The sequence below is a fragment of the Streptantibioticus parmotrematis genome (assembly GCF_019890615.1).
GTDB lineage: Bacteria > Actinomycetota > Actinomycetes > Streptomycetales > Streptomycetaceae > Streptantibioticus_D > Streptantibioticus_D parmotrematis.
The window spans coordinates 412,220-439,173 of the sequence record NZ_JAINVZ010000001.1 but is presented as its reverse complement, the minus strand read 5'-3'; the positions used below and the strand labels follow the sequence as shown (position 1 = coordinate 439,173).

The window sequence follows — 26,954 nt, the reverse complement described above, 5'->3', positions numbered from 1 at the left end:
CTCTGCCCCTTCGCCATCGCCGGGGGCGTTCGCCTGCGGGGCATGTCGCGCTGTGGATCGCTTCTACCGGCCCGGCCGAGCGGTGACTCGGCCGCGTACGCCGAGGTGGGTCATGGGGTGGTGGCGAGTTCGACGATGTGCCGTGCCGTGCCTGCCGGGTCGACGATCTGGTGCAGGTGCTCACCGGGCAGGTGGGCGACGCGCCAGCCGCGCTCGCGGGCCTCGGCCGCGTACTCGTCGTACGGCGGGCCGAACAGGAGATACGAGCAAGGGTGGTCCGCCCAGCCGTCGGGGACCGGGATGAGCTGCTCGTAGTAGGACAGCGGGAGCGTGGGCTGCTCGGTGGTGACCGTCTCCCGCGTCACGGGATCGTCGAACATGGGCGCCACGTCCGCCTCGTCCCACCAGTCGGTCCAGCGCGGCAGCCTGCCGTCCACGGCCATCGGGCGCAGGAACTCCAGCAGCTCCTGCGGTGCGACAGGGGTCGCCCCGGTCCTGGCCGGCAGCGCGGCGTCCACGAGGACGGAGGCGAGCACGGGGTGCGCGACGCCCGAGCGGATCGCGGGGAGGAACAGGCCCGCGTTGCTGTGCACGACGAGGACGAGGGGGGTGTCGGCGGGGACCTGCGCGAGGTCGTCGCGGACCGCGTCCACCACCCGGGGCCAGAAGGGCGGCGTGCTGTCGTCGCCCACGTGCAGCAGCGACGGTATCCGCACCTGATGACCCATCGCCGTCAGGTGGTCGGCCACCGGGCGCCAGGTCGAGGGGCCCACTGAGGGGCTGTGCACGAGAACGAAGATCGGCTTCACACGGGCATTCTGCCGCGCCGAGTGCCCGGATACACCGGGGTCGGCTCACGGCGAACACGCCTCAGCGCGTGGGACGTTGGGCGGAAGCGGAGGGAGGTGAAACGAGTCGACGCGCTCAGGCCGCCGGGGCGCGCAGGTGGATTCCGATGACGCACGTGTCGTCGTCGGTGTCGGCGCTGCTGTGCGTGAGCATCTGGTCCAGGCGCTGGTCCAGCGCCTCCGCCGGGCGCCGTACCGTGGTCAGGAGCTGGTCCAGGCTCTCCTGCAGGGAACGGTCACGTCGCTCGATCAACCCGTCGGTGTACATGAGCAGCACGTCTCCGTACTCCAGGCGCACCTGGCCCTCCTCGTAGACCGCCTCGCTGACCGCGCCGAGCAGGAGGCCGTCGAGGGACGGGACGGTGGCGGGTTCACCGGCCCGCACCAGCAACGGTGGCAGATGCCCGGCGCGGGCCCAGCGCAGGATGTGCGTCTCGGGGTCGTACAGGGCGCAGATGGCCGTGGCGGTGACCCGCTGGGTCAGATGGTGGGCGACGAGGTTGAGCCAGGTCAGGAGTTGCGCGGGGCCCGCGCCGGTGGTGGCGAGGCCGCGCAGGGCGTTGCGCAGGGCGACCATGCCGGTGGCGGCCGAGATGCCGTGTCCGGCGACGTCGCCGACGGACAGCAGCACCTGCTGGGACGGCAGCACGATGGCGTCGTACCAGTCGCCGCCGACGAGGCTGTCGTCCTCCGCGGGGCGGTAGCGCACGGCGATCTCGAGTCCGGGGGCGTCGATCGGCCCGTGGGTGGGAGGCATGATCGCGTGTTGCAGCTGGCGGGCGAGGCGGTTGCTCTCGGCGGTCTGCTGTTCGCTCAGGGCGAGTTGGTCGCGGGTGGCGGCCAGCGCCACCTCGGTCCAGTGCTGGGCGGAGATGTCCTGGTAGGCGCCTCGCACCCCGTTGAGGTGACCCGCGCTGTCGAGCACCGGTTCCGCGACGATCCGCATGTGGCGGATGACGCCGTCGGGCCGCAGCAGGCGGAACGCGGCGGTGGCGGGCCTGCGGTGGTGCAGCACGGTGCGCAGGAATCGGCCCAGGGGGGCCGCGTCGTCACCGTGGGCGTGCGAGCCGACCTGTTCCAGGCGGGTCGGCGTGGCGTCGTCCGGCAGCCCGAACAGGTCGAACAGCTGGCTGTTCCAGGTGACCTCGTTGGTCAGGAAGCTCTCCTCGAACGCGCCGATGCGGCCGAGTCGTTGGGCGTGCTGGAGGAGCCTGGCGAGCCGTGCCGCCTCGTCCTCGATGCGCCACACGAAGAGCACCACCGCACCGTGGCGGCTGATGCTGATGTCGGCCGGGCCGGTCACGGGGACCTGTCCGACGAGCGCGGTGAAGTTCATCCCGGCGGCACGGAACGGCTCGCCGGTGGCATGCACGTGCTCGATCATCTCCAGCAGGCCGCCCTCCCCCGCCACCATGGGGTACGCCTCCAGGAGCAGCGCGCCCGTCACGGCCGCCGCGGAACGGCCGGCCGGGTCCTTGAACCACGGGTTGACGTGGTGGATGCGGAAGTCGGTGAGGGTGCCGTCGGGGCCGAAGTGGGGACGGAGCAGCAGGACCGGATCGCGTAGTCCGTCGGCCAGTTCGATCAGTTCGCTCGACGTGCCGGCGCCTGCCTGCGGCCACTGCGCGGCGGTGTGGGGCAGCGATTCCAGGGTGTGGCCGACGAGTTCGGCCAGGGCTTCGATCTGCCTCCTTATCTGTGGCGACAACGGGGGTTGGCGCCTCGGCCAGGCGACTTCCAGTACGCCTTGGATCCGTCCCTCCGTGCTGGCGGGTACGGCCATCCGGCTGCCGTACGGTCCGCCCCGGCGGCCGATGGACGGCAGCTCGTTCGCGGTCCACGCCGGGTACCACAGGGAGCGGCGGGTGAGGAGCGCCTGGCGGGCGGGGGTGGCGACGCCGGGCGGGACGTAATGCCACTGGTCGGCCTCGTCGGGCTGGAACCCCGCGTGTCCTGCCAGGCGCAGGGAGGTGCCCGGGCCCGCGGCCCACACCGCGACCGCGGTGGCGTCCAGGGGCTTGAGGGCGTGTTCGAGGAGCGATTCGGCGACGGTCTGGGTGTCGCCCGCCGCGAGGACCCCGCTTTCGGCGGTGCGCAGGCGCACCGTGGGATCGGCGCCGTCCGCCGGTGGTGGTTGCGTCGCGTCGGCCGGGGTCTCGTGGGCGACACGGTCGAGGAAGTCGCGGGCGGCGTCGGTGAGCCGGTCCTGGGCGGCCTGGCTGACGATGTCGGCGGCGAGTTCGAGTTCCGTCACGTCGGCGGCGTGGGCCAGGTCGGCGAGGTGCTTCGCGGCCTGCGTGGGGCCGCAGCGCAGGCGCTCGACCAGGACGCCCCGGGCCATTTCCACGAGCGCGCGTCCGTCGGCGGCGGCGTGGGCCTGCTCGACCTCCTCGCGCAGCCGCGCCACGGTGGCGGCCAGGCGGCCGAGTTGCTTGTCGGACGCGTCGTCCACGGCCGGGATCGCCGTCGGCGATGCGTCGATCGCCTCCCGCGGGTGGGGCGTCCCCGTCGTGTCGGCCGCGTCCGTCGCGTCGACGGGTACGGCGGGCCACTGGTCGCTGCTCACTGCGCTCCTCGGTCCGAGGCCCGGTTCCGGCTCGAGGGGACTCGAGGGGAGCGGAACCGGGTCGTGCGGGCGTCTCGGTCTGCGGTCCGGTCCTACCGGTTCAGCCAGCGGCTGAGACACCCGACGAGATCGTTGGCGTCGACAGGCTTGGTGACGTGATCGCTGGCGCCGGAGGCCATGCTCTTCTCCTGGTCGCCGGGCATGGCCTTGGCGGTCACCGCGATGATGGGCAGTTCGGCGTACTGGGACATCTCGCGTATGGCCGCCGTCGCCGCGTAGCCGTCCATCTCGGGCATCATCACGTCCATCAGCACGACGTCGATGCCGGGGTTGGCGAGCAGCGCGTCGATTCCCGCGCGGCCGTTCTCGGCATGCAGCACACGCATGCCGTGCAGTTCGAGTATGCCGGTCAGCGCGTAGAGGTTGCGGGCGTCGTCGTCCACCACCAGGGCGGTGCGGCCGGCCAGCATGGGGTCGATGGTCGCGCCGTCGGTCAGGGCCGGCCGGTTGTCCGGCAGGACCAGCGGCAGCACGTCTCCGGGCCGGTCCGCGGACAGGTGCAGGGCGATCCGTTCGCGCAACTCGTCCAGGCTGGAGAGGAGTTCGAGGGGCCGGCCCGATTCGCGGGCCAGCAGTCGTTCCTCCTGCGCCGTGCCGAGGCGCCGGTTGTTGTGGGCGAGGACCGGCACGTCGCGCAGGGCGGGGTCGGCGTCGATCGCCCCGATGAAGCGCAGGGCCCCTCCGTCGGCCATGTCGAGGTCGAGCACCACGCAGTGGCAGGGCTGCGCGGCCAGGGCGGTCGCGGCTTCCTGGGCGTCGGCGGCGGTCACCACGTCGATGCCACCGAGGGAGGCGGCCAGGTCACGGCTGTCGACGAGGTCGGCGACCGCGCTCTCGGCGACCATCGACAGCAGACCGCGCGGGCGCTCCTCCAGCACCAGGAGCCGTCGCTGCTGCGGGGGCACGGGCTCGGCGGCGGGTGCCGGGATGGCCTGCGGCGCCGTCGAGCCGCTGTCGGTGGTGCCGTCGGAACCGCTCGGCCCGTCGAGGACTTCCTCGAAGTCGGGCCGGGTGAGCGGGAGATAGAGGCTGAAGGTGCTGCCGCGGCCGGGGGTGCTCTCCACGGAGATCGAGCCGCCGAGCAGGTAGGCGATCTCACGGCTGATGGACAGTCCCAGGCCCGTGCCGCCGTACTTGCGGCTCGTGGTCCCGTCGGCCTGCTGGAACGCCCCGAAGATCGACTCGAGTTGCTGGTGGGGAATGCCGATGCCGGTGTCCGCGACGCGCAGGGCGATGGCGGCGCCGTAGCGGTGCGCGGAGGCGGGCAGTTCGTCGGGTTCCGCGGGTTCGATGCGCAGTTCCACGCTGCCGGTCTCGGTGAACTTCACCGCGTTGGACAACAGGTTGCGCAGTACCTGGCGCAGCCGCGAGTCGTCGGTGAGGAGGGTGGGGGCCACCCCGGGGGCGGTGCTGATCTGGAAGGCGAGGCCCTTCTGGCTGGTCATCGGCCGGAACGTGGCTTCGACGTAGTCCAGCAGCCGCCGCAGCGGCACGCGTTCGGGGCTGATGTCCATCTTGCCGGCCTCGACCTTGGACAGGTCGAGGATGTCGTTGATGAGCTGGAGCAGGTCGGAGCCGGCCGAGTGGATGATGCCCGCGTACTCGACCTGCTTCTGGGTGAGGTTGCGGGTCGGGTTCTGGGCCAGCAACTGGGCGAGGATCAGCAGGCTGTTGAGCGGAGTGCGCAGTTCGTGGCTCATGTTGGCCAGGAACTCCGACTTGTACTTGGAGGCGAGGGACAACTGCTGGGCCCGCGTCTCCAGTTCCTGGCGGGCCTGCTCGATCTCCAGGTTCTTGGTCTCGATGTCGCGGTTCTGGGTGACGAGCAGCGCTGCCTTCTCCTCCAGTTCCGCGTTGGACTGCTGGAGTTCCTCCTGCCGGATCTGCAACTCCTGGGACCGGGCCTGGAGTTCGGTGGTGAGGCGCTGGGACTCCTGGAGGAGTTCGTCCGTGCGGGCGTTGGCGACGATGGTGTTGAGGTTGACGCCGATGGTCTCCCGCAGTTGTTCGAGGAAGTCGCGCTGGACCGGGGTGAAGTGGTGGAGCGAGGCCAGCTCGATGACGCTGAGCACCTGCTCCTCGACCACTATGGGCAGCACGACCAGGTGCGCCGGGTCGCTCTCGCCGAATCCGGAGGAGATCGTGGCGTAACCCGACGGTACGTCGTCGACCATGATGGTCTGGTGGCCCACCGCCGCCTGGCCGACGAGGGACTGCCCGAACTCGAAGCGCTTGCCGTGGTCGTCGCTGGTGCGCTCCGGGCTCCCGTACGAGCCGATCTGTACCAGCTCGGGCCGGTCGGAGCTCTCGTCGGCGAGGTAGAACGCGCCGTACTGGGCGGTGACGAGCGGCGTGAGTTCCCGCATGATCAGCCCGGCCACCAGCGTCAGGTCACGGTGGCCCTGCATCATGCCGGAGATGCGGGCGAGGTTGGACTTCAGCCAGTCCTGCTCCTGGTTGGCCCGGGTAGTCTCGCGCAGCGATCCCACCATGGCGTTGATGTTGTTCTTGAGGTCGGCGACCTCTCCGGAGGCCTCGACCGTGATGGAGCGGGTCAGGTCGCCCTCGGCGACGGCGCTGGTCACCTCGGCGATGGCCCGCACCTGGCGGGTGAGGTTCCCGGCCAGTTCGTTGACGTTCTCCGTGAGCCTCTTCCAGGTGCCCGAGACGCCTTCGACCTCGGCCTGACCGCCGAGCCGCCCCTCGCTGCCGACCTCGCGGGCCACCCGGGTCACTTCGGCGGCGAACGACGAGAGCTGGTCGACCATGGTGTTGATGGTGGTCTTCAGCTCCAGGATCTCACCGCGCGCGTCGACGTCGATCTTGCGGGTGAGGTCGCCGTTGGCCACGGCGGTGGTCACCTGGGCGATGTTGCGCACCTGGCCGGTGAGGTTGTTGGCCATGGAGTTGACGTTGTCGGTCAGGTCCTTCCACGTGCCCGCGACGTTGGGGACCCTGGCCTGGCCGCCGAGGATTCCCTCGGTCCCGACCTCGCGGGCCACCCGGGTCACCTCGTCGGCGAACGCGGACAGGGTGTCGACCATGGTGTTGATGACGTCGGCCAGGGCCGCGACCTCGCCCTTGGCCTCCACCGTGATCTTCTGCGACAGGTCGCCGCGGGCCACCGCGGTGGCCACCTGGGCGATGGACCGCACCTGGCCGGTGAGGTTGGAGGCCATCACGTTGACGTTGTCGGTGAGGTCCTTCCAGGTTCCCGAGACGCCGCGCACGGTGGCCTGGCCTCCGAGGTTGCCCTCGGTGCCGACCTCGCGGGCGACGCGCGTGACCTCGTCGGCGAACGAGGACAGCTGATCCACCATCGTGTTGATGGTCTCCTTCAGCTCCAGGATCTCGCCGCGGGCGTCGACGCGGATCTTCTGCGACAGGTCGCCCTTGGCCACCGCCGTGGTCACCTCGGCGATGGACCGCACCTGGTCGGTGAGGTTGTCGGCCATGACGTTGACCGACTCGGTGAGGTTCTTCCACGTTCCGGAGATGCCCTTGACGTCGGCCTGGCCGCCGAGCCGTCCCTCGGTGCCGACCTCGCGGGCGACACGGGTCACCTCGTCGGCGAACGAGGAGAGCTGATCCACCATCGTGTTGATGGTGTTCTTCAACTCCAGGATCTCACCACGGGCGTTCACCGTGATCTTCTGCGACAGGTCGCCCTTCGCCACCGCCGTGGCGACCTGGGCGATGGACCGTACCTGCGCGGTGAGGTTGCCCGCCATGAAGTTGACCGAGTCCGTCAGGTCCCGCCAGGTGCCGGAGACGCCCTTCACGTCGGCCTGGCCGCCCAGTATTCCTTCGGTGCCGACCTCGCGGGCCATGCGCGTGACCTCGTCGGCGAACGAGGACAGCTGGTCCACCATCGTGTTGATGGTGTTCTTCAACTCCAGGATCTCACCACGGGCGTTCACCGTGATCTTCTGCGACAGGTCGCCCTTCGCCACCGCGGTCGTCACCTGGGCGATGTTGCGCACCTGGTCGGTGAGGTTCCCGGCCATGAAGTTGACGGAGTCGGTCAGGTCGCGCCAGACGCCGGCGACGCCCGGGACCTGCGCCTGACCGCCGAGTCGTCCTTCGCTGCCGACCTCGCGGGCCATGCGGGTCACTTCGTCGGCGAACGAGGACAGCTGGTCCACCATCGTGTTGACGGTGTTCTTCAACTCCAGGATCTCGCCCTGGGCGTCGACGTCGATCTTCTGCGACAGGTCGCCCTTCGCGACCGCGGTCGCCACCTGGGCGATGTCACGCACCTGGGTGGTCAGGTTTCCGGCCATGGCGTTGACCGAGTCCGTCAGGTCCTTCCACGTGCCGGAGACCCCCGGCACCTCGGCCTGACCGCCGAGCCGCCCCTCGCTGCCCACCTCACGGGCGACACGGGTCACTTCGGAGGTGAACAGCGACAGCTGGTCGGCCATCCCGTTGAACACGGTGGCGATCTCGCCCAGCAGCCCGTCCGCGCCTTCCGGGAGCCTGGTGCCGAAGTCGCCGTCACGTACCGCTGTCAGTCCGGCCAGCAGCTGCCGCAGTTGCGGCTCGCCCACCTTGCCCGCGGAGGAACGGGGTCTGCTGCCCCGCTCCGCTCTCGACGTGCCATCGACCGTCGTCTCAGCCATTTCCCAGTCTCTTCCGCTACGCGGGCCCCGGCCCAGTCGCGACCGCCCGACCAGGGCGGACAGTGGTTGGTGGAACAACCGCACCACTTTCGTTGTCATAGGACAACAAAACTGGCCACGCGGCAGGATACCCTGCGCGGCCCACCAGCCGGGGAGCGCGTCCCCGGTCCGGGGACGCGCTCGCGCGTCCACGTCGCGTACGGTCGCGACGGCGCGTGGGCGGGGCGGGGCAGGGCGTCCGGGACCGGGTGGTCCTGGGGTGACGTGGATCCCGCCGGTGACGGGCTGCCGGGACGGCGTCGGGCACGCGAAGAGGCGCGTCGCCGCTGGGGGCGACGCGCCTCCTCGCGCGGCCTCACGAAGTGCTGGGGGCGCGGCGGCCCCACCTTCTGCGGCGCGGGGCCTGGTCCGGCAGCCAGCCGAACGACAGGCAGCTGCCGACCAGGCCGAGCAGCAGGCCGATGAAGAAGCCGCCGAGGTTCGACGTCACCCAACTGCCCAGCGTCAGCAGCACGGAGAGGATCGAGTAGAAGAGCCGCTGGGCCGGGTTGAACAGCAGGAGCAGGCCGCAGACCACCATCACCACGGGAATCAGGTAGCCGCTCAGTCCTTGCATGCCGATGTGCACGATCACGCCGAAGGACGCCTTCTCCGTGGCGAGGATCTCGGCTCCCGCCAGCGTGACGAGCACACCGCCGGCGAACGGCCGTCGGCCGCGCCAGGCCCGCCACCTCCCCACCCCGGGCTCCGCGGGGTGGGCGGACTCGTCGGCCTGGGCGTCGGCGTCGGCGTCAGGGGTGACGGCCTGGTCCGGGTCGGTCATGGGTCAGCAGCCGTCGTTCTTGAAGCTCAGGTGGAGACCGGGCAGTTTGAAGGTGGCGGCGGTCGTGGCGTAGTTGGTCTGCCGCAGGTTGTCGATGGTCACGGTGTCGGCCTGCTGGCCGAAGTCGCCGGAGGGGCCCTTGGAGTCGCCCTTGGTGAAGGTGCTCGCGTCGCCGCCGATCTCGATGTTCTTGAAGCCCGCGTCACCGCTGATCACGGAGGAGTCGGTGACCAGGTCGTGCGCGGAGACCGGAGTGCTGCCGGTGCCCGCCCGGATGACCATGTTGATGCCGCCGAGGTTGACGCTCTGGCACAGGTCGGTGAGCGTGGCGTCCTTGATCGCGGAGACCACGACGACCTCCTGGCCACCGGAGTCCCCGGCGTTCGGGCTGCCGTCGGCCATGTTGTCGAGACCGCCGTACTGCTCGAATCCGTTGCCCTGGAGCTGCTTGGCCGTGACGGTGAACGGTATGCCGGAGATCGAGAACTGCGCGGCGATCGCGCCCTGGGCGGTGAGCACCACCAGGACGGCGGCCGCGGCGGCGGCGGGGCCCGCCATGATCGCTGCCCGCCGCAGGCGGACTCTGCCGACCCGGGCGGTGGTGGGTGGGACGCTGTTCGAAGCCATGGGAACTCCAGGTGTGGCGTGTCGTGGGACAGCCGTTCCATGCGTTGCCCTGGCGCGGACAGCGTGCGCGTACGGATGAGGGCCGGGTCCTGGAGTCCCTGGCAGAGGAGGACCGAGGCGCACCACTCGTACGCGGGCGGCGATCGCAGTGTTACCCAGAGGTAAGTGCGCGGTCAACCCACTTGTGAAGGAAGGATGTTGACGGTCCGTCCGGTTTCGGCACGCCGGGCGGGGTTCGCGCAGGACAGGGCCACGGGAGGGGCGGAGAGCGCTTTCTTCGCCTCTTCGGCGGCAGCCCGCGGACCGAGGAACGGCGCGAGGACGAGATAGCACATGGCCGGCAGCAGGTGCGGCAACCGCTGGGCGCGCCCCTCGTCCACCTCGCGGTACAGCGCGGAGTAGGCGCCGCCGATCACACCGGTCACGACCTGCTCAGCCGGCACACCGACGGGCAGCGCGGGGGCGGATGTGAAGAAACGGTGCAGGCGTGCCACCAGCCGCTGCCGCTCCCGTCGGCCCGCCGCGCCCAGTGCGTCGATCTCCACGATGGCGGCGACCGCGAAGCGGGGGGCGTCGGCGAGCAGCACGAGCATCGCCCCCAACGCGTCGCGCACGGCGGACGGCCAGTGCGTCGGGCGTCCGAAGGCGGTGTCCATGGTGGCCAGCAGCAGGTCGGTGCCATGCCGGTAGGCGGCGAGGAACGCGTCCTCCTTGCCCGCGAACACGTCGTAGAAGACGGGCCGGGTCACACCGGCGGCCCGGCAGATGTCGCTGACCCGCGCGTGCGGATAGCCCTTGTCGGCGACCGTGCGCACCAGGGCGTCGAAGAGCCGGTCGCGCTGGTTGGCCGCGACGGCCTCCGGCGTCGTGCTCCTGGGGCCGCGGCGGATCGAGCGGTCCGGCTCCCGGCCGGTACGGGTGCCGGGCAGTACCACCGGCTGCGCAGACCCCACGAGTTCGTTCATCTGCGGCCTTCCGTCAGGGGGTTGACTCTGAGTACCCGTCAGGTTTACAACTCTCGCAGGTTTTCCATTGTTTCGGGACCGTTGCGTTCGTGTGTACATCCGATGGTGGCAGCCGTCGGCACGAAGGTCCCGGAGCCACCGTGCCCGGGCACGTGGCGCCGCGCTCGGGCACGGCGATCGCTCCACCAGCCAGTTCCCGCACGTCGGCCCGCCCACCGCCGAAGCCGCGCCCGCGATGCTCTCGGCGGCACCGGGCCGGACCGTCACGGTTCGCGACGGCGCCACCACACGTCTCGTCGAGCCGTCCACGGTTCCTTCCGCACAGCGCACCCGTCACCCGGCGCGCCGGAGGGCGGCGTTCCGATCACACTCCGCCCGTCGGCACGGCGGAATCCTTCCCACCGGCCGACTTCCGTAGCGCCGGGCCGTCGCACGATTCCCATCGCTCCACGTGTGCACCCTCCCCGGACGCGCGGTCGACATCGCCCTGCACGTGCTTTCCGTCGGCTGCGCGATGGTTCCGGTTTCCCTTTCCCACTCTCGCTCCGCCTGCGTGCGGACGCATGAATCGAGGAACCCCCATGCGCACCTCAACCTGCCTCGCGGCAACCGTCGCCGCACTCTCCCTCGCTCTGGCCGGCGCCGCTCCCTCCCTCGCGGCCACCGCGCACCCCGCCGCCGCGTCGAGCGTGCTGACCTACGGCAGCGCCGGTGGAAGCGCCGTCGCCGTCGGCGACTCGCTGGTCGCACCGCTGAAGTCGGGCACCAAGGCCACGTTCTACTCCAGCACCAGCGGCACCAGTGGAGTGAGCTGCTCCGCCTCGCAGTTCACCGCGAGCGTCTCGACCAACCCGGCCGCGCCGGGCACCGCCACCGAGTCGCTCACCGGCCAGACCTTCACCTCCTGCACCTCCAACGTCGTCGGTGTCACGGGGGTCAAGAGCATCACGGTCAACGGCCTGCCGTTCAACACCTCCGTCAGCGACGCGAGCGGTGACCCCGTGACCGTCGCGCCGGCTTCCGGTTCCGTCCAGACCACGGTGGTCCTCAACACCCTGCTCGGCACCACCACGTGTGTCTACAGCGGAGGGTCGCTCACCGGCGCCGCGAACAACACGGCGCAGACGATCGCGTTCGCCAACCAGCACTTCACCAAGTCGTCCGGTTCCAGCCTCTGCTTCTCCAACGCCTACTTCTCGGCCACCTACGGTCCGGTCGCCGACACCTCGCAGTCGGGCAGCCCGTCGGTGTACGTGAACTGACGCTCGCGGCAAGCGTGTTCCGTCCCCGCTTCCGCCATGGGAGGGGGGACGGAACACGGCTGCCCGGCTAGACGGGCCCACTCGTCGCACGTTCGTGAGCGCGGACGCGCAGCAGCGACCCGACCCAGCTGCGGTAGGGCCGCCACGCGTCGGCGATCCGCGCGAGGCGGGCGGGGTCGGCGGCGGTGTCCGCGTCGAGGCGGTACTCGACGGCCATGGCCCGGTGGATGCGTGGCTCGGCTGCCGGGAAGACGTCAGGGTGTCCCGCGCCCCTGATGAGGACGAGTTCGGCGGAGAACGGGCCGATGCCGGGCAGTTCCCTGAGGTCGGTGAGCGCGAACTCCGCGGGCTGGGCGCGCAGGGCGGCGGCGTCGAGACGTCCGTCGAGGGCGGCCTCGGCGATCGCGTGCAGGCGCTCCACCTTGGTGCCGGTCAGGCCGTCGACGCGGTCGAGGCGGCGCAGGGCCTCGGGGGTGGGGAAGGCGTGCAGCCGTTGTCCGGCGACGTCGACGGCCTGGCCGTAGTCACGGGCGAGGCGGGCTTTGACGGCGGCGGCCTGGGACACGCGCAGGCGGTTGCCGATGACGGCCCACACGGCCGCCTCGTAGGGCGAGTGGAAGCAGACGGGTCGCAGTCCGGGGTGGTCGGCCTGGAGCCCGGCGACGACCGGGTCGGTCTCGCCCAGGGCGGGGAAGCCGGTGCCGTCGACGTCCAGGGACAGGATCCGGGCGATCTGGGAGCGCGCCGCGGCGTGCGCCGGGGTGCCCGCGGCGGCCGGGACGGTGCGGCCGTCGCGGTGCACGGTGAACCGCGCCGAAACGGCCGCCGACGGGGTGTCCCCCGCCTCCTTCTGGCTGATCGCGCAGCCGATCACGCTGTGCCCGTCGTCGGCGGGGAACGCGAGCCGCAGCACACCGTCGGCCACCTGCTCGTACGAGGCGGGGGTGAACCCCTCGAGGAACCGGATGGACGACGCCAGGCGGTACGGTCCCTCGGGGGTGAAGGAGGCCGAGGGCACGGTCAGGCTCCGTGGACGGTCAGGACGTAGCCCTCGGGGCCGGTGAACGAGAACACCGGGCCGAACGGGCTGTCGCTGATGGGGGTGAGGATCTCGACGCCGCCCGCGACGAGCTGGTCGTGCAGCGCGTGGGCGTCGGGGGTGGAGAACCACAGGGCGACCCCGAGACCCGGACGGCCGGCGTCCAGATCGGTGCCCGGCAGGAGCTCACGCACCGCGATCGGGCAGGGCTTGGTGTCGAACACGATCGCGCCGGGGGGCGAGGCGGGGACGCGGACGAGGCCGAGGTGCTTCTCGCAGAACCGCGCCGCGGCTTCCACGTCACGCACCTGCAGGGCCACGAAGTCGGGGCCGTCGACAGTGATGGACATGGGGGACCTTCTCTCTCCTGGGTTCGACGGATCCTGGATCCTGGATCCGATGGATTCAATGTCAGGACTTTGACATAATCGACGGTAGGACACCACCACTCAGATGTCAAAGTGCTGACATGAAAGGCAGGCCGCCCGTGGCCACACCGCACCCGGCCGACGACGACGTGCTCTCCCACGTGGGCTACCGGCTCAAACGCGCCCACGCCGCACTACGCGGGGCCATGGACAAGGCCTTGCGGGAGCACGGCCTGACCGTGCCGCAGTACGCGTGTCTCGAAGTGCTCGCCGCGCGTCCCGGCATGTCCAACGCCGACCTGGCCCGCGCCACGTTCGTCACACGGCAGTCCATGAACGTGGTGATGCGCGGTTTGCAGACCGCCGGGCTCATCGAGCGTCCGGACACCGTCGAGGCGGGCCGTGCCCGTCCCACGACCCTCACCCCGGAGGGCCGACGTGTGCTGCGTGCGGCGCAGAAGGCCGTCTATGCCATCGAGGCCCGCATGACCGATGCCATCGCGCCTCGCCGGCTCGCCGCGCTCCTGGAGGATTTCGACCGCATGACGCGAGCGCTCGAGGAGTGACCCGGCGCGGCGGAGGCGTCGGCGGTCCGGCGGCGGGGGTGCCGCTCGTACGCCTCCGGGCGTACCCCCGTACGACCACGGGCGCACCCGTGGCGGTGAAGGTTGCGACCGGTGAGGATCGTGCGCGCACAGGCGGGGCCCCTAGCGTGGTGGCGCCGAGTCCGCCTACCCGAGGAAGCACCCCCGCATGATCGAAGCCACCGCACTCACCAAGCGCTACGGACCCAAGACCGCCGTGGAGGACCTCAGCTTCACCGTGCGGCCCGGTGTGGTGACCGGCTTCCTCGGCCCCAACGGCGCCGGCAAGTCCACCACCATGCGCATGCTGCTGGGTCTGGACACGCCGACCTCGGGACGGGCCCTGGTCAATGGCAAGTCGTACGCCGACCACCCCGCGCCGCTGCACGAGGTCGGGGCGATGCTGGAGGCCCGCGCGATCCACACCGGCCGCAGCGCCTTCAACCACCTGCTCGCTCTCGCCGCCACCACCGGCATCCCCCGCTCCCGGGTGGAGGAGGTGATCGAGCTGGTCGGTCTCGGTGACGTGGCGCGCAAGCGTGCCGGCAGCTTCTCGCTGGGCATGGGGCAGCGGCTCGGCATCGCCAGCGCGCTGCTGGGCGACCCGGCCACGGTGATCCTCGACGAGCCGGTCAACGGCCTCGACCCCGAGGGCATCCTGTGGATCCGCAACCTGCTCAAGAGCCTGGCCGCGGAAGGCCGCACGATCTTCGTCTCCTCGCACCTGATGAGCGAGATGGCCCTCACCGCCGAGCACCTGATCATCGTCGGGCGCGGGCGGCTCATCGCGGACACCTCCGTCGCCGAGTTCACCCGGCAGGCGTCGAGCGACACCGTGCGGGTGCGCACACCGGACGCGGGACTGCTGCGCGCGCAGCTGTCCGGTCCGGACGTGACGGTGACCAGTGCGGAGTCCGGGGTCCTGAACGTGACCGGTCTCGACAGTGAGCAGATCGGCCGGATCGCGGCCGAGCACGGCGTGGTGCTCTACGAACTCACCCCGCAGCACGCCTCGTTGGAGGAGGCGTTCATGGAACTGACCAGGGATGCCGTGGAGTACCAGGCGGCGGTCCCGGCCGCCGAGACCGCCGTAGCCGAAGGAACCGCCGTATGAGCACGCTGCCCACCACCGCAGTCGTCGTCCCGCGCGGGCGCGTCACCCAGGTCCGGGTGCTCACCTCCGAGTGGATCAAACTGCGCACACTGCGCAGCACGTACATCACCCTGCTGGTCGCCATCGTGGCGATGATCGGCTTCGGCATGCTGATCTGCTGGGCCACCGAGAGCCACTGGGCGACCATGCCGCCGCCGGAGAAGGCGCACTTCGAGGCGGCCTCGCGCAGCCTCGCCGGATACCGCATCGCGCAGCTCGCGGTCGGTGTGCTGGGCGTCATGGTGGTGACCGGCGAGTACTCGACCGGCATGATCCGCGCGACGCTCTCCGCGGTGCCGCGCCGTCTGCCGGTGCTGTGGGCGAAGGCCGCGGTCTTCGCCGTCGTCACCGTCGTGCTGATGGCGATCGCCTCCGTCGTCGCCTTCTCCGCGGGCCAGGCGGTGCTGTCCGCACAGCACATCCAGGTCTCCCTCACCGCGCCCGGAGTGACGCGGATCGTCCTGGGCACCGCGCTCTACCTCACCGTCGTCGGCCTGCTCGGCGTGGGCCTCGGCGCCGTGGTCCGGTCGACGCCGGGCGGCATCGCGAGTGTCTTCGGCGTCCTGCTGGTGCTGCCCGCACTGGCCGAGGCACTGCCGTCGTCCTGGGCGGACCACGTCAACCAGTACCTGCCGAGCAACGCGGGCGAGTCGCTGCTGACCCTGCACACCGAGGCGCACCAACTGACGCCGTGGACCGGCTTCCTGGTCTTCGCGCTGTACGCGGTGGCCGCGCTGGTGGCGGGAGCGGTGGTACTCAAGCGGCGGGACGCGTGACATCACCACACCAGCCGTCCGGCCCCGGTGCGCGTCCGCCGCACCGGGGTCCCGGCCTGCGCGGGACGCTGGCGGGCCATCCGCTCCTGGCCGACGCGCTGTTGACCGTCCTGCTGCTGCTGGCGACCACCGCCCCGGCGAGGTGGTACTTCGGTCACCATCCCGTGCTGCTCGCGTTCCAGGCGGCGATCATGGTGCCGTTGGCCTGGCGGCGCAAGGGGCCCTGGGTCGTCTTCGGCGTCGTCGCGGCGGTCGCCTTCGGCCAGTGGCTGTACGGGATGATCATCCCGGGTGACGTCGCGCTGCTCGTCGCCCTCTACACGGTCGCGGCCCACTGCGACCGCACCAGGACCTGGATCGCCGCCGGTGTGCTGGAGTCGGGCATCGTGCTGGCGTCGATGCGTTTCGCGCCTCCGGGGCACGCGGGCGTCAAGGCGTTCGTCGCACTGTCCGGCATGGCCGTGGCGGCCGGTGTCATCGGCATGAACCTGCGCACCCGGCGCGCGTACCTCGCCGCCCTGGAGGACCGCGCGGCCCGTCTCGAGCGCGAACGCGACCAGCGCGCCCAACTCGCCGTCGCGGGCGAACGCGCCCGCATCGCCCGCGAGATGCACGACATCGTCACACACAGCCTGTCGGTGATGGTCGCGCTCGCCGACGGCGCGAAGTTCGCCGTGCCGCGTTCACCGGACAAGGCGGTCACGGCGATGGACCAGGTCTCCGACACCGGTCGGCAGGCCCTCACCGACATGCGCCGCTTCCTCGGCAAGCTGCGCCCCGACGAACCGGACGCGGTGCGCCACCCGCAGCCCGGCATCGCCCAGCTCGACGCCCTCGCCGCCCAGGTGCGGGCCGCCGGGCTGCCGGTGCGGCTGACCGTCGAAGGCGGCACGCGAAACGCCTCCGCCGCCGCGCAGTTGACCGTCTACCGCCTCGTGCAGGAAGCGCTGACGAACACCCTCAAGCACGCCTCGCCCGGGGCGCGGGCGACGGTCCGCGTAAGCTGCCGGGACGACCGGATCGGGATCGAGGTACGGGACGACGGGCGGCCGGTGACCGTCGGCGGTGAAGGCGGCCACGGCATCGCGGGGATGCGGGACCGGGTCGCGGCCTACGGCGCCGTCGTCGAGGCGGGGCCACTCCCCCACGGCGGCTGGCGGGTCGCCACCTGCCTGAGCCTCGGCGAGCCGGTCGGGCGGTCGGGTGGGGCGCGGGCCGAGGAGCGGTTCGACGGGGAACAGAGGGGAACAGGGTGAGCGCGGGCGAGGACGACGTACCCGAGGAGGGCCCGCCGATCGGTGTCCTGCTCGTCGACGACCAGCCGTTGATGCGCGTGGCGTTCAACCTCGTCCTGGATTCGCAACCGGACCTGACGGTGGTCGGCGAGGCGGGCGACGGGGCGGAGGCGGTCCGCCTGGCGCGCCGGTCGCGGCCCGACGTGGTGCTGATGGACGTCCGCATGCCCGGCATGGACGGCATCGAGGCCACGACGCGGATCATCACCGCTCGCCCGGAGACCAAGGTCCTCATCCTCACCACGTTCGACCTCGACGAGTACGCCTTCGCCGGGCTGCGGGCCGGTGCCTCCGGTTTCCTCATCAAGAACGCCCGGCCCGAGGAACTGCTCGCCGCGATCCGCACGGTCGCCTCCGGGGACGCCGTGGTCTCGCCCCGGGTGACCCGCAGGCTCCTGGAGACCTGCGCGCACCAACTGCCCACCGCGGACAAACCGACCGACGATCGCCTGGGACGGCTGACCGCGCGCGAGCGGGAGATCCTCACGGAGGTGGGAAAGGGCAAGTCCAACGCGGAGATCGCCACGGACCTCCACCTCGCCGAGGCCACCGTCAAGACCCACCTCGGCCGGGTCCTGGTCAAACTGGAACTCCGCGACCGCGTCCAGGCGGTCGTCTTCGCCTACGAGACGCGACTCGTCACACCGTCGTGACGGTGCTCGCCGCACGCGGCACTACGCGCTGAGGCCGTCGTGGGTCCGGGCCGTCGGGGGTCCGGCGGTGAGGCCGTGTTCGGTGCGGAACCTCTCCACCATCTCGCGGGCGTGGTGCAGGCCGATGCGTTCGAAGGTGCCGTCCAGTTCGTCGAGTTCGGCGGCGGTGCGGTCCGGGGAGCAAGTGCCCAGCATCGCGCGGGACTTGACCAGGCCGAGCCGTGCCAGAGCCTCACCGCGCGGCTCGTCGATCGCCCGGAACTCGGCGAGGGCACCGGCGTACGTCTCCTGGGCCCGCTGGTACCGTCCGGCCCGGAACAGCACGTTGCCCCGCATCTTGTGGTTGTACGCGAGCGCGCTGTCCAGCCGCATCGCACGGCAGGTCTCCTCGGCCTCGCTCAGCAGGTCGAGCGCCCGGTCCGTCTCGCCCCGCACCGACAGCACGTCGGCTATGCCACGCAACGCCCAGGCCCGGCCGCGGGCGTCGTCGGCCCGCTTCGCGATGTCGGCGGCCTCCTCGAACAGCGCCAGGGCCGTGTCGTGGTCGCCCGAGTTGCGTCGCATCTGCGCGATGCCCTCCAGCGCCCACACGGCGTGCCGCGGCTCGCCGTGTGCGCGTGCCTCGGCCAGCAGACGTTCGTGCAGTTCGGCGACGGCGGCGTAGTCGCCCTGGATGCGGCCCGTCTCCGCCAGACCGGCCAGCGCGTAGCCACGCGCCACGCGGTCCCCGCCGGTCTCCGCGCACGCCGCGGCGGCCGCCAGCCAGCGCCGGGCCAGCGCCAGCCGGCCGCGCTGGCGGGCCAGCGTGCCGCCGCTCCACAGGGCCCAGGCCATCGCCCCGCTGTCTCCCGCGCGGGCGGCGGCCCGGTAGCTGTCCCGCCAGGCGCGTTCGGCCGCCTCCGCCTGGCCCAGTCGGCGGTGCGCCTCGGCCATGGCGAGGCCGGCGCGCGCATACTCCAGGACCGAGCGCCGCTGTTCCTCGGCCGCCTGCGCGAGCACCTCCTCGTAGGAGGAGTTCACCGACAGCCGCGCCCGCAGGGCGCCCTGGTACTCCGGGGCCGATGCCTTGCCGTACATGCGTCCGTCCTCATGATCGTCGTGGGGGGAACGGTCACGAACGTATCCGCGGGGCCAGGGCCTCCGGATCACTCTGTGTGCCCGTTGTGGGGTCAGCCTCTGGTAGCCGTCGGGAGGGCGGAGTGGTCACTTCGGCGTACGGGTCGTCTCGGGGTCGACCGGCATGATTCAGCTTCTGCCCAGGGAACATGACGTTGCGTCAGGAGCGGATGCCCGTCTCGGGGAGGACCCACGACGGCCGCATGTGTCCGCAGCAGCACGAACGAGTTCGCGGCGGACGGAGTGCGTCGTAGCGCGCTGCGACGGGTGGTCGGAGGCGTCGAAGCCGTAGAAGGCGTCGAAAGCGTCGAAGGCGTCGCCGCGGAGCGTGTGGGCAGGCGGGGAGGCATGGCTCGTGCGCGACGGAGCTTCCGCCCCGCTCCCTGAGCGACCTCAGGTCGGCCACCCCCGGTCGGCCTTCGTCCCGAGGAGGAATCCATGTGCCGTCTGTTCGGTCTCAGCTGTGCACCGCGGCGCGCCCGTGCCACGTTCTGGTTGCTGGACGCACCGGACAGCCTCAGTCGGCAGAGCCACCGCGACCCGGACGGCACCGGGCTGGGGTACTTCGGGGCCGATGGCATCCCACGCGTCGAGAAGGCCCCCATCGCGGCCTTCGAGGACCGGGCCTTCGCCGAGGAGGCCAGGCGGGAGGAGTCGACGACCTTCGTGGCTCATGTGCGCTTCGCCTCCACCGGCGGTCTGAACCTCCTCGACACCCACCCCTTCGCGCAGGACGGGCGGCTCTTCGCGCACAACGGCGTCATCGAGGGCGTCGACGCGCTCGACCGGCACCTGGGCCAGGACCGGTCGCTGGTGCGGGGCGACACCGATTCGGAGCGGTTCTTCGCCCTGATCACCCGGGAGATCCGTGCGAACGGCGGTGACGTCTCCGCGGGCATCCGGCAGGCCGCCCGCTGGATCGCGGAGAACGTGCCCGTCTACGCCCTGAACCTGGTCCTCATCAGCGTCGACCAGCTGTGGGCCCTGCGCTACCCGGACACCCACGACCTGTACGTGCTGGAGCGCCGCGCCGGCGGGCAGCACGGCGGCCGGCACCTGGACCACAGCGGAAGCCACGGCCACCTGCGCGTCCACTCGGCGCACCTGGCCGACCGGCCCTCCGTCGTCGTCGCCAGCGAGCCCATGGACGACAACCCCCACTGGTCCCTCCTGCGGCCCGGTGAGCTCCTCCACGTCGGCGCCGATCTGAGCACGGACCGTCAGGTGATCCTCCCCGATCCCCCGTCCCACCGGCTCACCCTCGACGACCTGCGACCCGATGCCGCCGCCTCGCAGAAGTCCGCGTGACGGCCGACCAGCCACGTGACGGGCGCGGTGGTGGTGGGCGCGGCGATCCGGCGAGGGCGGACCGCCCGACGCGTGGTGGCCCGCCTGAGTGACGTTGCCGTCTTCCCGTTTGGACCCGTCGCGTCCGGTGACCCATGAGGCGTTGCCGTCCACGCAGGAGGAGACCACCCATGAACGACTCCAACCCGGTCAAGGCCGCGGCGGAGGCCGTCGCCGGCAAGCTGCGCGGTGACGCCGGGCCCCCCGAGGGGGTGCCGGGCAGGCCCTCGCCGGGCACGCCGACGGTGGAGGAGCCGACCGAGCCGACGGGTCCGCTGCCGCCGAAGCCGGATCAGAGCGGCCCCGACACACTGAGCCCGACGGGGCAGGAGACCGGTGCCGACCAGGCCGACGTGGCTCAGGGCGGCGAATACCTCACCACGGCGCAGGGCGCGCGGCTGTACGACACCGACCACTCCCTGAAGGCCGGCGAACGCGGTCCTGTGCTGTTGCAGGATCACCATCTGCGGGAGAAGATCACCCACTTCGACCACGAGCGCATCCCCGAGCGGGTCGTCCACGCCCGCGGTGCCGCCGCGCACGGCGTCTTCGTGGGATACGGAACGGCCTCCGACGTCACCAGGGCGGCGTTCCTGGGCAAGAACGTGCGCACACCGGTGTTCGTGCGGTTCTCCACCGTGCTGGGATCCCGTGGCTCGTCCGACACCGTGCGGGACACCCGTGGCTTCGCCACGAAGTTCTACACCAGCGAGGGCGTCTTCGACCTGGTGGGCAACAACATTCCGGTTTTCTTCATCCAGGACGCCATCAAGTTCCCCGACGTGATCCACGCCGGCAAGCCGCACCCGGACCGTGAGATTCCCCAGGCGCAGAGCGCCCACGACACGTTCTGGGACTTCGTCACCCTGCACACCGAGGCCACCCACCACACCTTGTGGAACATGTCGGACCGCGGTATCCCGCGTTCGTACCGCATGATGGAGGGCTTCGGCATCCACACCTTCCGGCTGGTGGACGCCGAGGGCGCGACGACCCTGGTGAAGTTCCACTGGAAGCCGAAACTGGGCGTGCACTCCCTGATGTGGGAGGAGGCGCAGCTCATCAACGGCATGGACCCGGACTTCCACCGGCGTGACCTGGCCGACGCGATCGAGGCCGGCGCGTACCCGCAGTGGGAGTTCGGGATCCAGACCTTCCCCGACACCCCTGACCAGACCTTCGAGGGCATCGACCTGCTCGACCCGACGAACATCGTGCCCGAGGAGCTGGCACCGGTGCAGCCCATCGGTCTGCTGACGCTCAACGCCAATCCGTCGAACTACTTCGCCGAGACGGAGCAGGTCGCCTTCCACCCCGGTCATCTCGTCCCCGGTATCGACATCACCGACGACCCGCTGCTGACCGGGCGGCTCTTCTCCTACCTCGACACCCAGATCAGCCGACTGGGCGGTCCGAACTTCGCCCAGATCCCGATCAACCGCACCCACGCGCCGGTCAACGACATGCTGCGCGACGGGATGCACCAGACCGCCGTGCACCGCGGTGTCGCCCCGTACCGGCCCAACTCCCTCGACGGCGGCTGCCCGTTCCAGGCCGGAGCGGACACCGGGGCGTACATCGAGGCGGCGGTCGGGATCCCCGCGGCGACGAAGAGCCGCAAGGCACCGGCCTCGTTCGCGGACCACTTCAGCCAGCCGCGCCGCTTCTGGCTCAGCATGACCCCGCCGGAGCGTGAGCACATCATCTCCGCGTACACCTTCGAGCTGAGCAAGTGCTACGAGCAGGCGATCAAGGAACGCGCCCTGCGGGTGCTGGCCAACATCGACACGCGGCTGTGCGAGGAGGTCGCCGCGGGGCTGGGCCTTCCGGCGCCGGCGGCGAGCGAGGCCCTCGCCGCCGTCGAGCCGAGCCCCGCACTGTCCCAGATCGGCCGGAGCTGGCCGCTGGACGGGCGCGTCGTCGGCATCGTGGCCGGTCCCGACAGTGATCTGGCGGCGGTCCGCTCGCTGCGCGACGCCGTGCTGGAGGCGGACATGGTGCCGCTGGTGGTCGCGCCGGTCGGCGGCAAGCTCGGCGAGGGCGAGGACGCCGTCACCGTGCAGCGCACGTTCGCGGCCACCCGGTCGGTGGAGTTCGACGCGCTGCTGCTCAGCGGCTCGGTCGCACCGGGCAGCGACGCGCCGGGGGCACGTGACGCGAAGGTGGGTCACGCGCCCGGCGCGGGCCGGGTCGATCCCCGTGTCAGCCTGATGCTGTCCGAGGCCTTCCGTCACGGCAAGGCGCTCGGTGCGTGGAACGACGGTGTGGCCACGCTGCGGGCGGCAGGCGTCCCGGTCGAGGCACCGGGCGTGGTCACGGCTGACGACGCCGACGCCGTGCTGCGTCAGGTCAAGGAGCTCCTGGCACTGCACCGCGTGTGGGACCGCTTCCCCGCCACGGTCTGAGACTCGTCACCCGGCACCGGAGGGCGGTCCGTCGCGTGTTCTCGTGAAACCGGCGGCGAACCGCCCTCGATGCGCCTCGGGGCGGGCGCCTCCCCACGGTCGGACGCCTCCCCGGCGATCGGGCGCCAGCCCGACAATCAGCTGATCCCAAGATAGCCACCCCGTCTCTGGCCTGCGACTATGCCGTCTCCGCGGCCCGGACGGGCGCTCCACGCGTCCGCATCGGGCACGTCCTTACGCCGTCCGGTGGTATCGGCGACGGAACGCGTGTCATCGGGGCCCGTTGAGGCGTTTGCCCCGGTGTGGCCGCAGCGGCGGCCGCGGAACGACAAGAGGAGAACTTTCCATGCGCACTGCCAAGAAGGCCGCCCTCGTCATCCTGGCGGCGGGCGTCGCCGCGGGCGCGTCCGCCACGACGGCGTCGGCGAACGACCACCACCACGCCCACGGCTGCAGCAGCGTCGCGGCGGCCAAGGCCGCCATGTCGCCGGGCGTCGTCTCGGGCAACGCCATCCAGGTCCCGCTCAACGTCCCGATCAACCTGGTCGGCAACACCGTCAACGTCATCGGCATCCTCAACCCCGCCTTCGGCAACAGCGGCGTCTGCAACTGACGTACCCCACCCGCGACTTCCGCGCCGTCGACCGGCGGGCGGTAGCGTTCCCTCGTTGCGGCGGGGTATGGCATCGGTCGGCGCATCGCACCGGCATCGCGCTTGAGCCACCCGCTCCACGGCCACCGTCCGCAGCGTGAAAGAGCGGTGACGGCCGCCTCGGCATCGGTGGCGGCCGCCACCGATGCCGAGGACGGCGGCGTCGATGGCCGGGCCGACGGACGGCCGGACTCAGGTAAGGATCCGGGCCACCAGCTCGGGCCTCCACTGGACGTACTCGACTTCGGAGCCGTCGGCGTGCCGGGCATAGAAGTAGGAGCCCGTCGGCCCCTGGGTGGGGCCGAAGGTGACCTCGGCGCCGTGCGAGGCGAGCATCGCCTGAGTCTCACCGAGGTCGCTCACGACGACGGTCGCGGTCGCCCTGGGAAGGTTCGCGGCGGCCTGCGGGGTGGCCGCGATCACCAGGAAGTCGCCGATGGCGCCCAGTTCGACCTCACCGAAGGGGAGCCGCAGGTGGGGCTCCTCTCCGACCAGTTCGACGAGCGGAGGCAACGCCGCGTCCAGGTCTTCGCTCCACAGGCGCGCGTAGGTCTTGAGAATGGCCACTTCGGACTCCCCTGCTCGGTGCTGGCTTCTCGCACACCGTAAGAAAGGTGCGGTTGACCTGCAAGAACGCACTTTTTGGTGAGCAAGGCACCTGAAGGTGACCACACACGCCGCACGGTGCTGCCGAACGAGGGGCCGGGCCCCCGGCGCGCGCGGGACGCGGGCGGGATGTGTCCCGCCGTTACGCGTCTGCCGCGTCGAAGCGCCGTCGGGCGGTCTCGATGTGGTCCAGGTGACTGCGGGTCCAGTGGCAGATCCCGTGAACGGTTCGCTGAAGCTCCCGTCCGGCCTCGGTCAGGCGGTACTCCACCCGGGGCGGCACGGTGGCGTACGCGGTGCGGTCGACGATTCCGTCCCGCTCCAGATTGCGCAGAGTCTGGGCGAGCATCTTGTGACTGATGCCGGTCACCCGCGACTTGACCTGGCCGAACCGCAGCGTCTCGGTGCCCAGAGTGTCGATGACCAGAAGTGCCCACTTGTTGGCGACGTTCGCGAGAACCGAGTGGGCGAGCACGCTGATTCCCTCGGAAACCTCTGACACGGTGCCTCCGGTGGTCACGCCGACTCCTCTACCGCAGCGGATACGGGCCCCACGCTAACCTGGAGCTGCTTCGCCACGCTCACGACCCGTGGCATCCGGCCTGCCCGAACTCCGGCGCGGGCGACCGCCCTGCTCCCTGTACGCCTGCTCCCTGTACAGTGGCCAAGAGCCGTTGTGGACGTGAGGAGTCGAGGGCATGGCCGTCACCACGGAAGCCATCGCCGACGCAGCCTCGGCCGTGCTCCAGGACGACGGGCTGGACGCACTGACCCTGCGCGCCGTCGCCGACCGCCTGGGCGTGCGGCACAACTCCGTCCGCTGGCACGTCGGCAACAAGCAGGGGCTTCTGGAACTGCTCTCCGAGCGCATCGTCGCCCCCGCCGCCGACGCGGACCTTCCGGCCGAACCGCACGAGCGGCTGACCCTGCTGTGGGAACGGCTGCGCGGCGCACTGCTGGCGCACCGCGACGGCGCCCGCCTGCTCAGCGGGCTCACCAACACCGGCCCCCACGCGCTCACGTTCGCCGACGCGTCCGTCGGCGCCCTCAAGGAACTCGGCCGGGACCCGCGCACGGCTGTCTGGCTGCACTGGTCCGTCTTCTACTTCGTCCTCGGCCTGACCATCGAGCAGCAGACCGATGAGCAGGTGCAGGCCGAGACCGTGCGGGCGGCGGTCGCCACGGGCCCGTACCCGAACCTCTCCGACCCCGAGACCTCGGCACATCTCACGGCGGACGACTTCGACCAGCGATTCGCGTTCGGCCTCCGCGCACTCCTGAACGCCCCTGCCTGACGGGGCGTCAACTCCCTTAACAACCGGGGACGGAGATTGCGGCGGCGCCGCCGGACAGCCCGCCTGCCCCTCTTCGGCACCCCCTGAACAGTCGCGGCGTACCGGCCGAACTCCCCCTGCCTCGACGGCGATCACTCGCGCCGCACACCGTTCCGGCGCGCACGCGCCACCCTGTCCGCGCACGCGCTCCCCTCCCGACCGGGTGTACCCCGAGCCATCCCCTTGTCCACTGGACAACATCTGCTACCGCATGCCATGCTCCCCTTGTCCAACGGACAACAGGAACGTCAACGACAACGAGGACGGGCTGACGATGACGACGACGCACGAAACCCCCACCACCTCCCGCGTGGACGCCGACGTCGTCGTGGTGGGCGCCGGGCCGGTCGGGCTCTGGCTCGCCGCCGAGCTGCGGCTGCACGAGGTCTCGGTGCTGGTCCTGGAGAAGGCCACGACGCGCGACGCGCGTTCACGAGCCGTGGGCATGCAGGCGGGCACGCTGGACACCTTCGCCACGCGTGGCCTGGCCGACCGCTTCATAGAACGCGGGATCCCCGTGCCGACCGGGCACTTCGGTGCCGCCGGCACCAGGCTGGACTTCCGCCGCGTGGGAGCCGTCCACCCGTTCTCGCTGGCGCTGAGCCAGTACGTCACCGAGCAACTCCTGGAAGAACACGCCACGTCGAGGGGCGCGGAGGTCCGACGTGGGCAGGAAGTGATCTCACTGGCCCAGGACGACGCCGGTGTCGAACTCGTCGTCCGCGCCGACGGCGGTCACACGACGTTGCGCACGCGTTGGGTGGTGGGATGCGACGGGACCCGCAGCGCGGTGCGCCAGGCCGCGGGGATCGGCTTCCCCGGCACGGACACCACGATGACCGGTTGGCTGGCCGACGTCGCCCTCGCCGACCCTCCGGGGCCCGGCGACCCGCTGATGGTGCGCGGGCCGGCCGGTGTCGTGCTCGCGGCGCCGCTCGGTGACGGGATGTACCGCATCGCGGGGCTCTCCAACGCCACCAAGGGACACGGCGTCGGCGCGCCCCTCACCCTGGACGAGGCGCGGGAGCGGACCCGTGCCGTGGTGGGCCACGACATGGGCATGCACTCACCGCTGTGGCTCTCCCAGTACGGCAACGCCACGCGGCAGGCCACGACGTACCGCTCGCGGCAGGTCCTGCTCGCCGGAGACGCGGCCCACATGTTCTTCCCCGCGGGCGGCCAGGGCATGAACCTCGGCATCCAGGACGCCGCCAACCTCGGCTGGAAGCTCGCCGCGACCGTGCGGGGACGTGCCTCGGACGCGCTGCTCGACACCTACGACGCCGAGCGGCGTCCGGCGGGTGCCGCGGTCATGGACAACACCCGTGCCCAGAGCGCGCTGTTCAGCGCCGAGACGCCGGAGGAGGTCGCGTTGCGCGACGCCTTCTCCGAGGCCCTGGCCCACCCGGAGACGAACCTGATGTGGGCCCGGCGCGTGGCCGGATTCGGCGATCCGCGCTACACCACCTGCGACCGGCCCGACGCCGCACCGGCGCACCCGATGGCGGGCACACGGCTCGCCGGGCTCGCGCTGCGCTCCGGCGCGGACGAGGTGTGTACTCCCCATCAGCTGCTGCACGGCGGTGAGTTGGTGCTGCTGGACCTCGACGGCCGTCACACGCCGCTCGCCTCGGCGATGGCGACTCGCCACGACATCGCCCACCACGCCGTCGGCGTGCAGCGCGAGACCTCGGCGGAGGGCTGGCACGACGTCACCAGTGTCCTGATCCGCCCGGACGCCCGCATCGCCTGGGCCGGTACCGACCACGACCCGCGGCGCCGGGCCGAAGAGGTCGCTGCGGTGGTCGGCGACCTGCTGGAGCGACCGGACGCCGCGTGAGGCGCGGGCGCGT

General features: G+C 71.3%; 22 protein-coding genes and 1 pseudogene. 11 read left to right on the top strand and 12 right to left on the bottom strand.

From position 1 onward, the window contains the following. Window positions 1–110: 110 nt before the first annotated feature. The 7 genes and pseudogenes from K7472_RS02025 to K7472_RS02000 form a co-directional block, all read right to left on the bottom strand. Window positions 111–809, bottom strand: coding sequence for an alpha/beta hydrolase (locus tag K7472_RS02025; protein ID WP_222973305.1), 699 nt, complete (start codon window positions 807–809; stop codon window positions 111–113). A gap of 115 nt (window positions 810–924) precedes the next feature. Further along, on the bottom strand, window positions 925–3,414 hold the full coding sequence (locus tag K7472_RS02020; protein WP_222973304.1) for a SpoIIE family protein phosphatase: 2,490 nt from the start codon (window positions 3,412–3,414) through the stop codon (window positions 925–927). 92 nt (window positions 3,415–3,506) lie between these two features. Beyond that, the gene (locus K7472_RS02015) at window positions 3,507–7,757 is read right to left on the bottom strand and encodes a HAMP domain-containing hybrid sensor histidine kinase/response regulator (RefSeq protein ID WP_443729191.1); all 4,251 of its coding nucleotides are present in this window, start codon (window positions 7,755–7,757) and stop codon (window positions 3,507–3,509) included. A gap of 138 nt (window positions 7,758–7,895) precedes the next feature. Further along, window positions 7,896–8,096 (bottom strand): annotated as a pseudogene (locus K7472_RS33810) (hypothetical protein); the annotation flags it as partial. 355 nt (window positions 8,097–8,451) lie between these two features. Beyond that, window positions 8,452–8,919, bottom strand: coding sequence for a DUF6114 domain-containing protein (locus K7472_RS02010; protein ID WP_222973302.1), 468 nt, complete (start codon window positions 8,917–8,919; stop codon window positions 8,452–8,454). 3 nt (window positions 8,920–8,922) lie between these two features. Further along, on the bottom strand, window positions 8,923–9,546 hold the full coding sequence (locus tag K7472_RS02005) for a DUF6230 family protein (RefSeq protein ID WP_222973301.1): 624 nt from the start codon (window positions 9,544–9,546) through the stop codon (window positions 8,923–8,925). 173 nt (window positions 9,547–9,719) lie between these two features. Next, complete coding sequence (locus K7472_RS02000; RefSeq protein WP_222973300.1) at window positions 9,720–10,511, bottom strand: TetR/AcrR family transcriptional regulator; 792 nt, start codon at window positions 10,509–10,511, stop codon at window positions 9,720–9,722. Window positions 10,512–11,092: 581 nt separating this feature from the next. On the opposite strand from K7472_RS02000, the gene K7472_RS01995 reads away from it, so the two are divergent. Further along, a complete protein-coding gene (locus K7472_RS01995; protein ID WP_222973298.1) occupies window positions 11,093–11,773 on the top strand; it encodes a Tat pathway signal sequence domain protein in 681 nt (226 codons plus the stop codon). A 67-nt stretch (window positions 11,774–11,840) separates the two neighbouring features. Here K7472_RS01995 and K7472_RS01990 read toward each other — a convergent pair whose 3' ends face one another. Together K7472_RS01990 and K7472_RS01985 are read right to left on the bottom strand one after the other, a co-directional pair. Next, on the bottom strand, window positions 11,841–12,791 hold the full coding sequence (locus K7472_RS01990; protein ID WP_222973296.1) for a DNA-3-methyladenine glycosylase family protein: 951 nt from the start codon (window positions 12,789–12,791) through the stop codon (window positions 11,841–11,843). Window positions 12,792–12,793: 2 nt separating this feature from the next. Further along, a complete protein-coding gene (locus K7472_RS01985) occupies window positions 12,794–13,162 on the bottom strand; it encodes a VOC family protein (RefSeq protein ID WP_222973294.1) in 369 nt (122 codons plus the stop codon). A gap of 119 nt (window positions 13,163–13,281) precedes the next feature. Here K7472_RS01985 and K7472_RS01980 point away from each other — a divergent pair, with 119 nt between their 5' ends. The 5 genes from K7472_RS01980 to K7472_RS01960 all read left to right on the top strand — a co-directional run bounded on the left by K7472_RS01980 (window position 13,282) and on the right by K7472_RS01960 (window position 17,641). Continuing rightward, complete coding sequence (locus K7472_RS01980) at window positions 13,282–13,746, top strand: MarR family winged helix-turn-helix transcriptional regulator (protein WP_222973293.1); 465 nt, start codon at window positions 13,282–13,284, stop codon at window positions 13,744–13,746. A 187-nt stretch (window positions 13,747–13,933) separates the two neighbouring features. Continuing rightward, window positions 13,934–14,878, top strand: coding sequence for an ABC transporter ATP-binding protein (locus tag K7472_RS01975; RefSeq protein WP_222973292.1), 945 nt, complete (start codon window positions 13,934–13,936; stop codon window positions 14,876–14,878). Then, window positions 14,875–15,693: an ABC transporter permease gene (locus tag K7472_RS01970; RefSeq protein WP_222973291.1), complete on the top strand. Its 819-nt coding sequence runs from the start codon at window positions 14,875–14,877 to the stop codon at window positions 15,691–15,693. The genes K7472_RS01975 and K7472_RS01970 overlap by 4 nt, the downstream gene beginning before the upstream one ends. Then, entirely contained in the window at window positions 15,690–16,949 is a 1,260-nt protein-coding gene (locus tag K7472_RS01965) for a sensor histidine kinase (RefSeq protein ID WP_222973290.1), read from the top strand. Before K7472_RS01970 ends, K7472_RS01965 begins: the two co-directional genes overlap by 4 nt. After that, on the top strand, window positions 16,946–17,641 hold the full coding sequence (locus tag K7472_RS01960) for a response regulator (protein ID WP_308013725.1): 696 nt from the start codon (window positions 16,946–16,948) through the stop codon (window positions 17,639–17,641). Before K7472_RS01965 ends, K7472_RS01960 begins: the two co-directional genes overlap by 4 nt. 21 nt (window positions 17,642–17,662) lie before the next feature. Here K7472_RS01960 and K7472_RS01955 read toward each other — a convergent pair whose 3' ends face one another. Beyond that, window positions 17,663–18,718 (bottom strand): tetratricopeptide repeat protein, encoded by a 1,056-nt coding sequence (locus tag K7472_RS01955; RefSeq protein ID WP_222973289.1) that lies wholly within the window; start codon window positions 18,716–18,718, stop codon window positions 17,663–17,665. 477 nt (window positions 18,719–19,195) lie between these two features. On the opposite strand from K7472_RS01955, the gene K7472_RS01950 reads away from it, so the two are divergent. From K7472_RS01950 to K7472_RS01940, 3 genes are all read left to right on the top strand, one after another. Next, window positions 19,196–20,065: a class II glutamine amidotransferase gene (locus tag K7472_RS01950; protein WP_222973287.1), complete on the top strand. Its 870-nt coding sequence runs from the start codon at window positions 19,196–19,198 to the stop codon at window positions 20,063–20,065. Between the two features lie 170 nt (window positions 20,066–20,235). Further along, window positions 20,236–22,509: a catalase gene (locus K7472_RS01945; protein ID WP_222973286.1), complete on the top strand. Its 2,274-nt coding sequence runs from the start codon at window positions 20,236–20,238 to the stop codon at window positions 22,507–22,509. 346 nt (window positions 22,510–22,855) lie between these two features. Further along, complete coding sequence (locus K7472_RS01940; RefSeq protein ID WP_222973284.1) at window positions 22,856–23,122, top strand: chaplin; 267 nt, start codon at window positions 22,856–22,858, stop codon at window positions 23,120–23,122. 231 nt (window positions 23,123–23,353) lie between these two features. On the opposite strand, the gene K7472_RS01935 is transcribed toward K7472_RS01940, so the two are convergent. Both K7472_RS01935 and K7472_RS01930 read right to left on the bottom strand, forming a co-directional pair. After that, entirely contained in the window at window positions 23,354–23,728 is a 375-nt protein-coding gene (locus K7472_RS01935; protein ID WP_222973282.1) for a VOC family protein, read from the bottom strand. A 181-nt stretch (window positions 23,729–23,909) separates the two neighbouring features. Further along, a complete protein-coding gene (locus K7472_RS01930; protein WP_308013724.1) occupies window positions 23,910–24,269 on the bottom strand; it encodes a winged helix-turn-helix transcriptional regulator in 360 nt (119 codons plus the stop codon). 196 nt (window positions 24,270–24,465) lie between these two features. Here K7472_RS01930 and K7472_RS01925 point away from each other — a divergent pair, with 196 nt between their 5' ends. After that, on the top strand, window positions 24,466–25,062 hold the full coding sequence (locus K7472_RS01925) for a TetR/AcrR family transcriptional regulator C-terminal domain-containing protein (RefSeq protein ID WP_222973278.1): 597 nt from the start codon (window positions 24,466–24,468) through the stop codon (window positions 25,060–25,062). A 313-nt stretch (window positions 25,063–25,375) separates the two neighbouring features. After that, window positions 25,376–26,941 carry an FAD-dependent monooxygenase gene (locus K7472_RS01920; RefSeq protein WP_222973276.1) on the top strand — a complete coding sequence of 522 codons (1,566 nt, stop codon included), beginning with the start codon at window positions 25,376–25,378 and terminating at the stop codon, window positions 26,939–26,941. The last annotated feature ends 13 nt before the right edge of the window (window positions 26,942–26,954 follow it).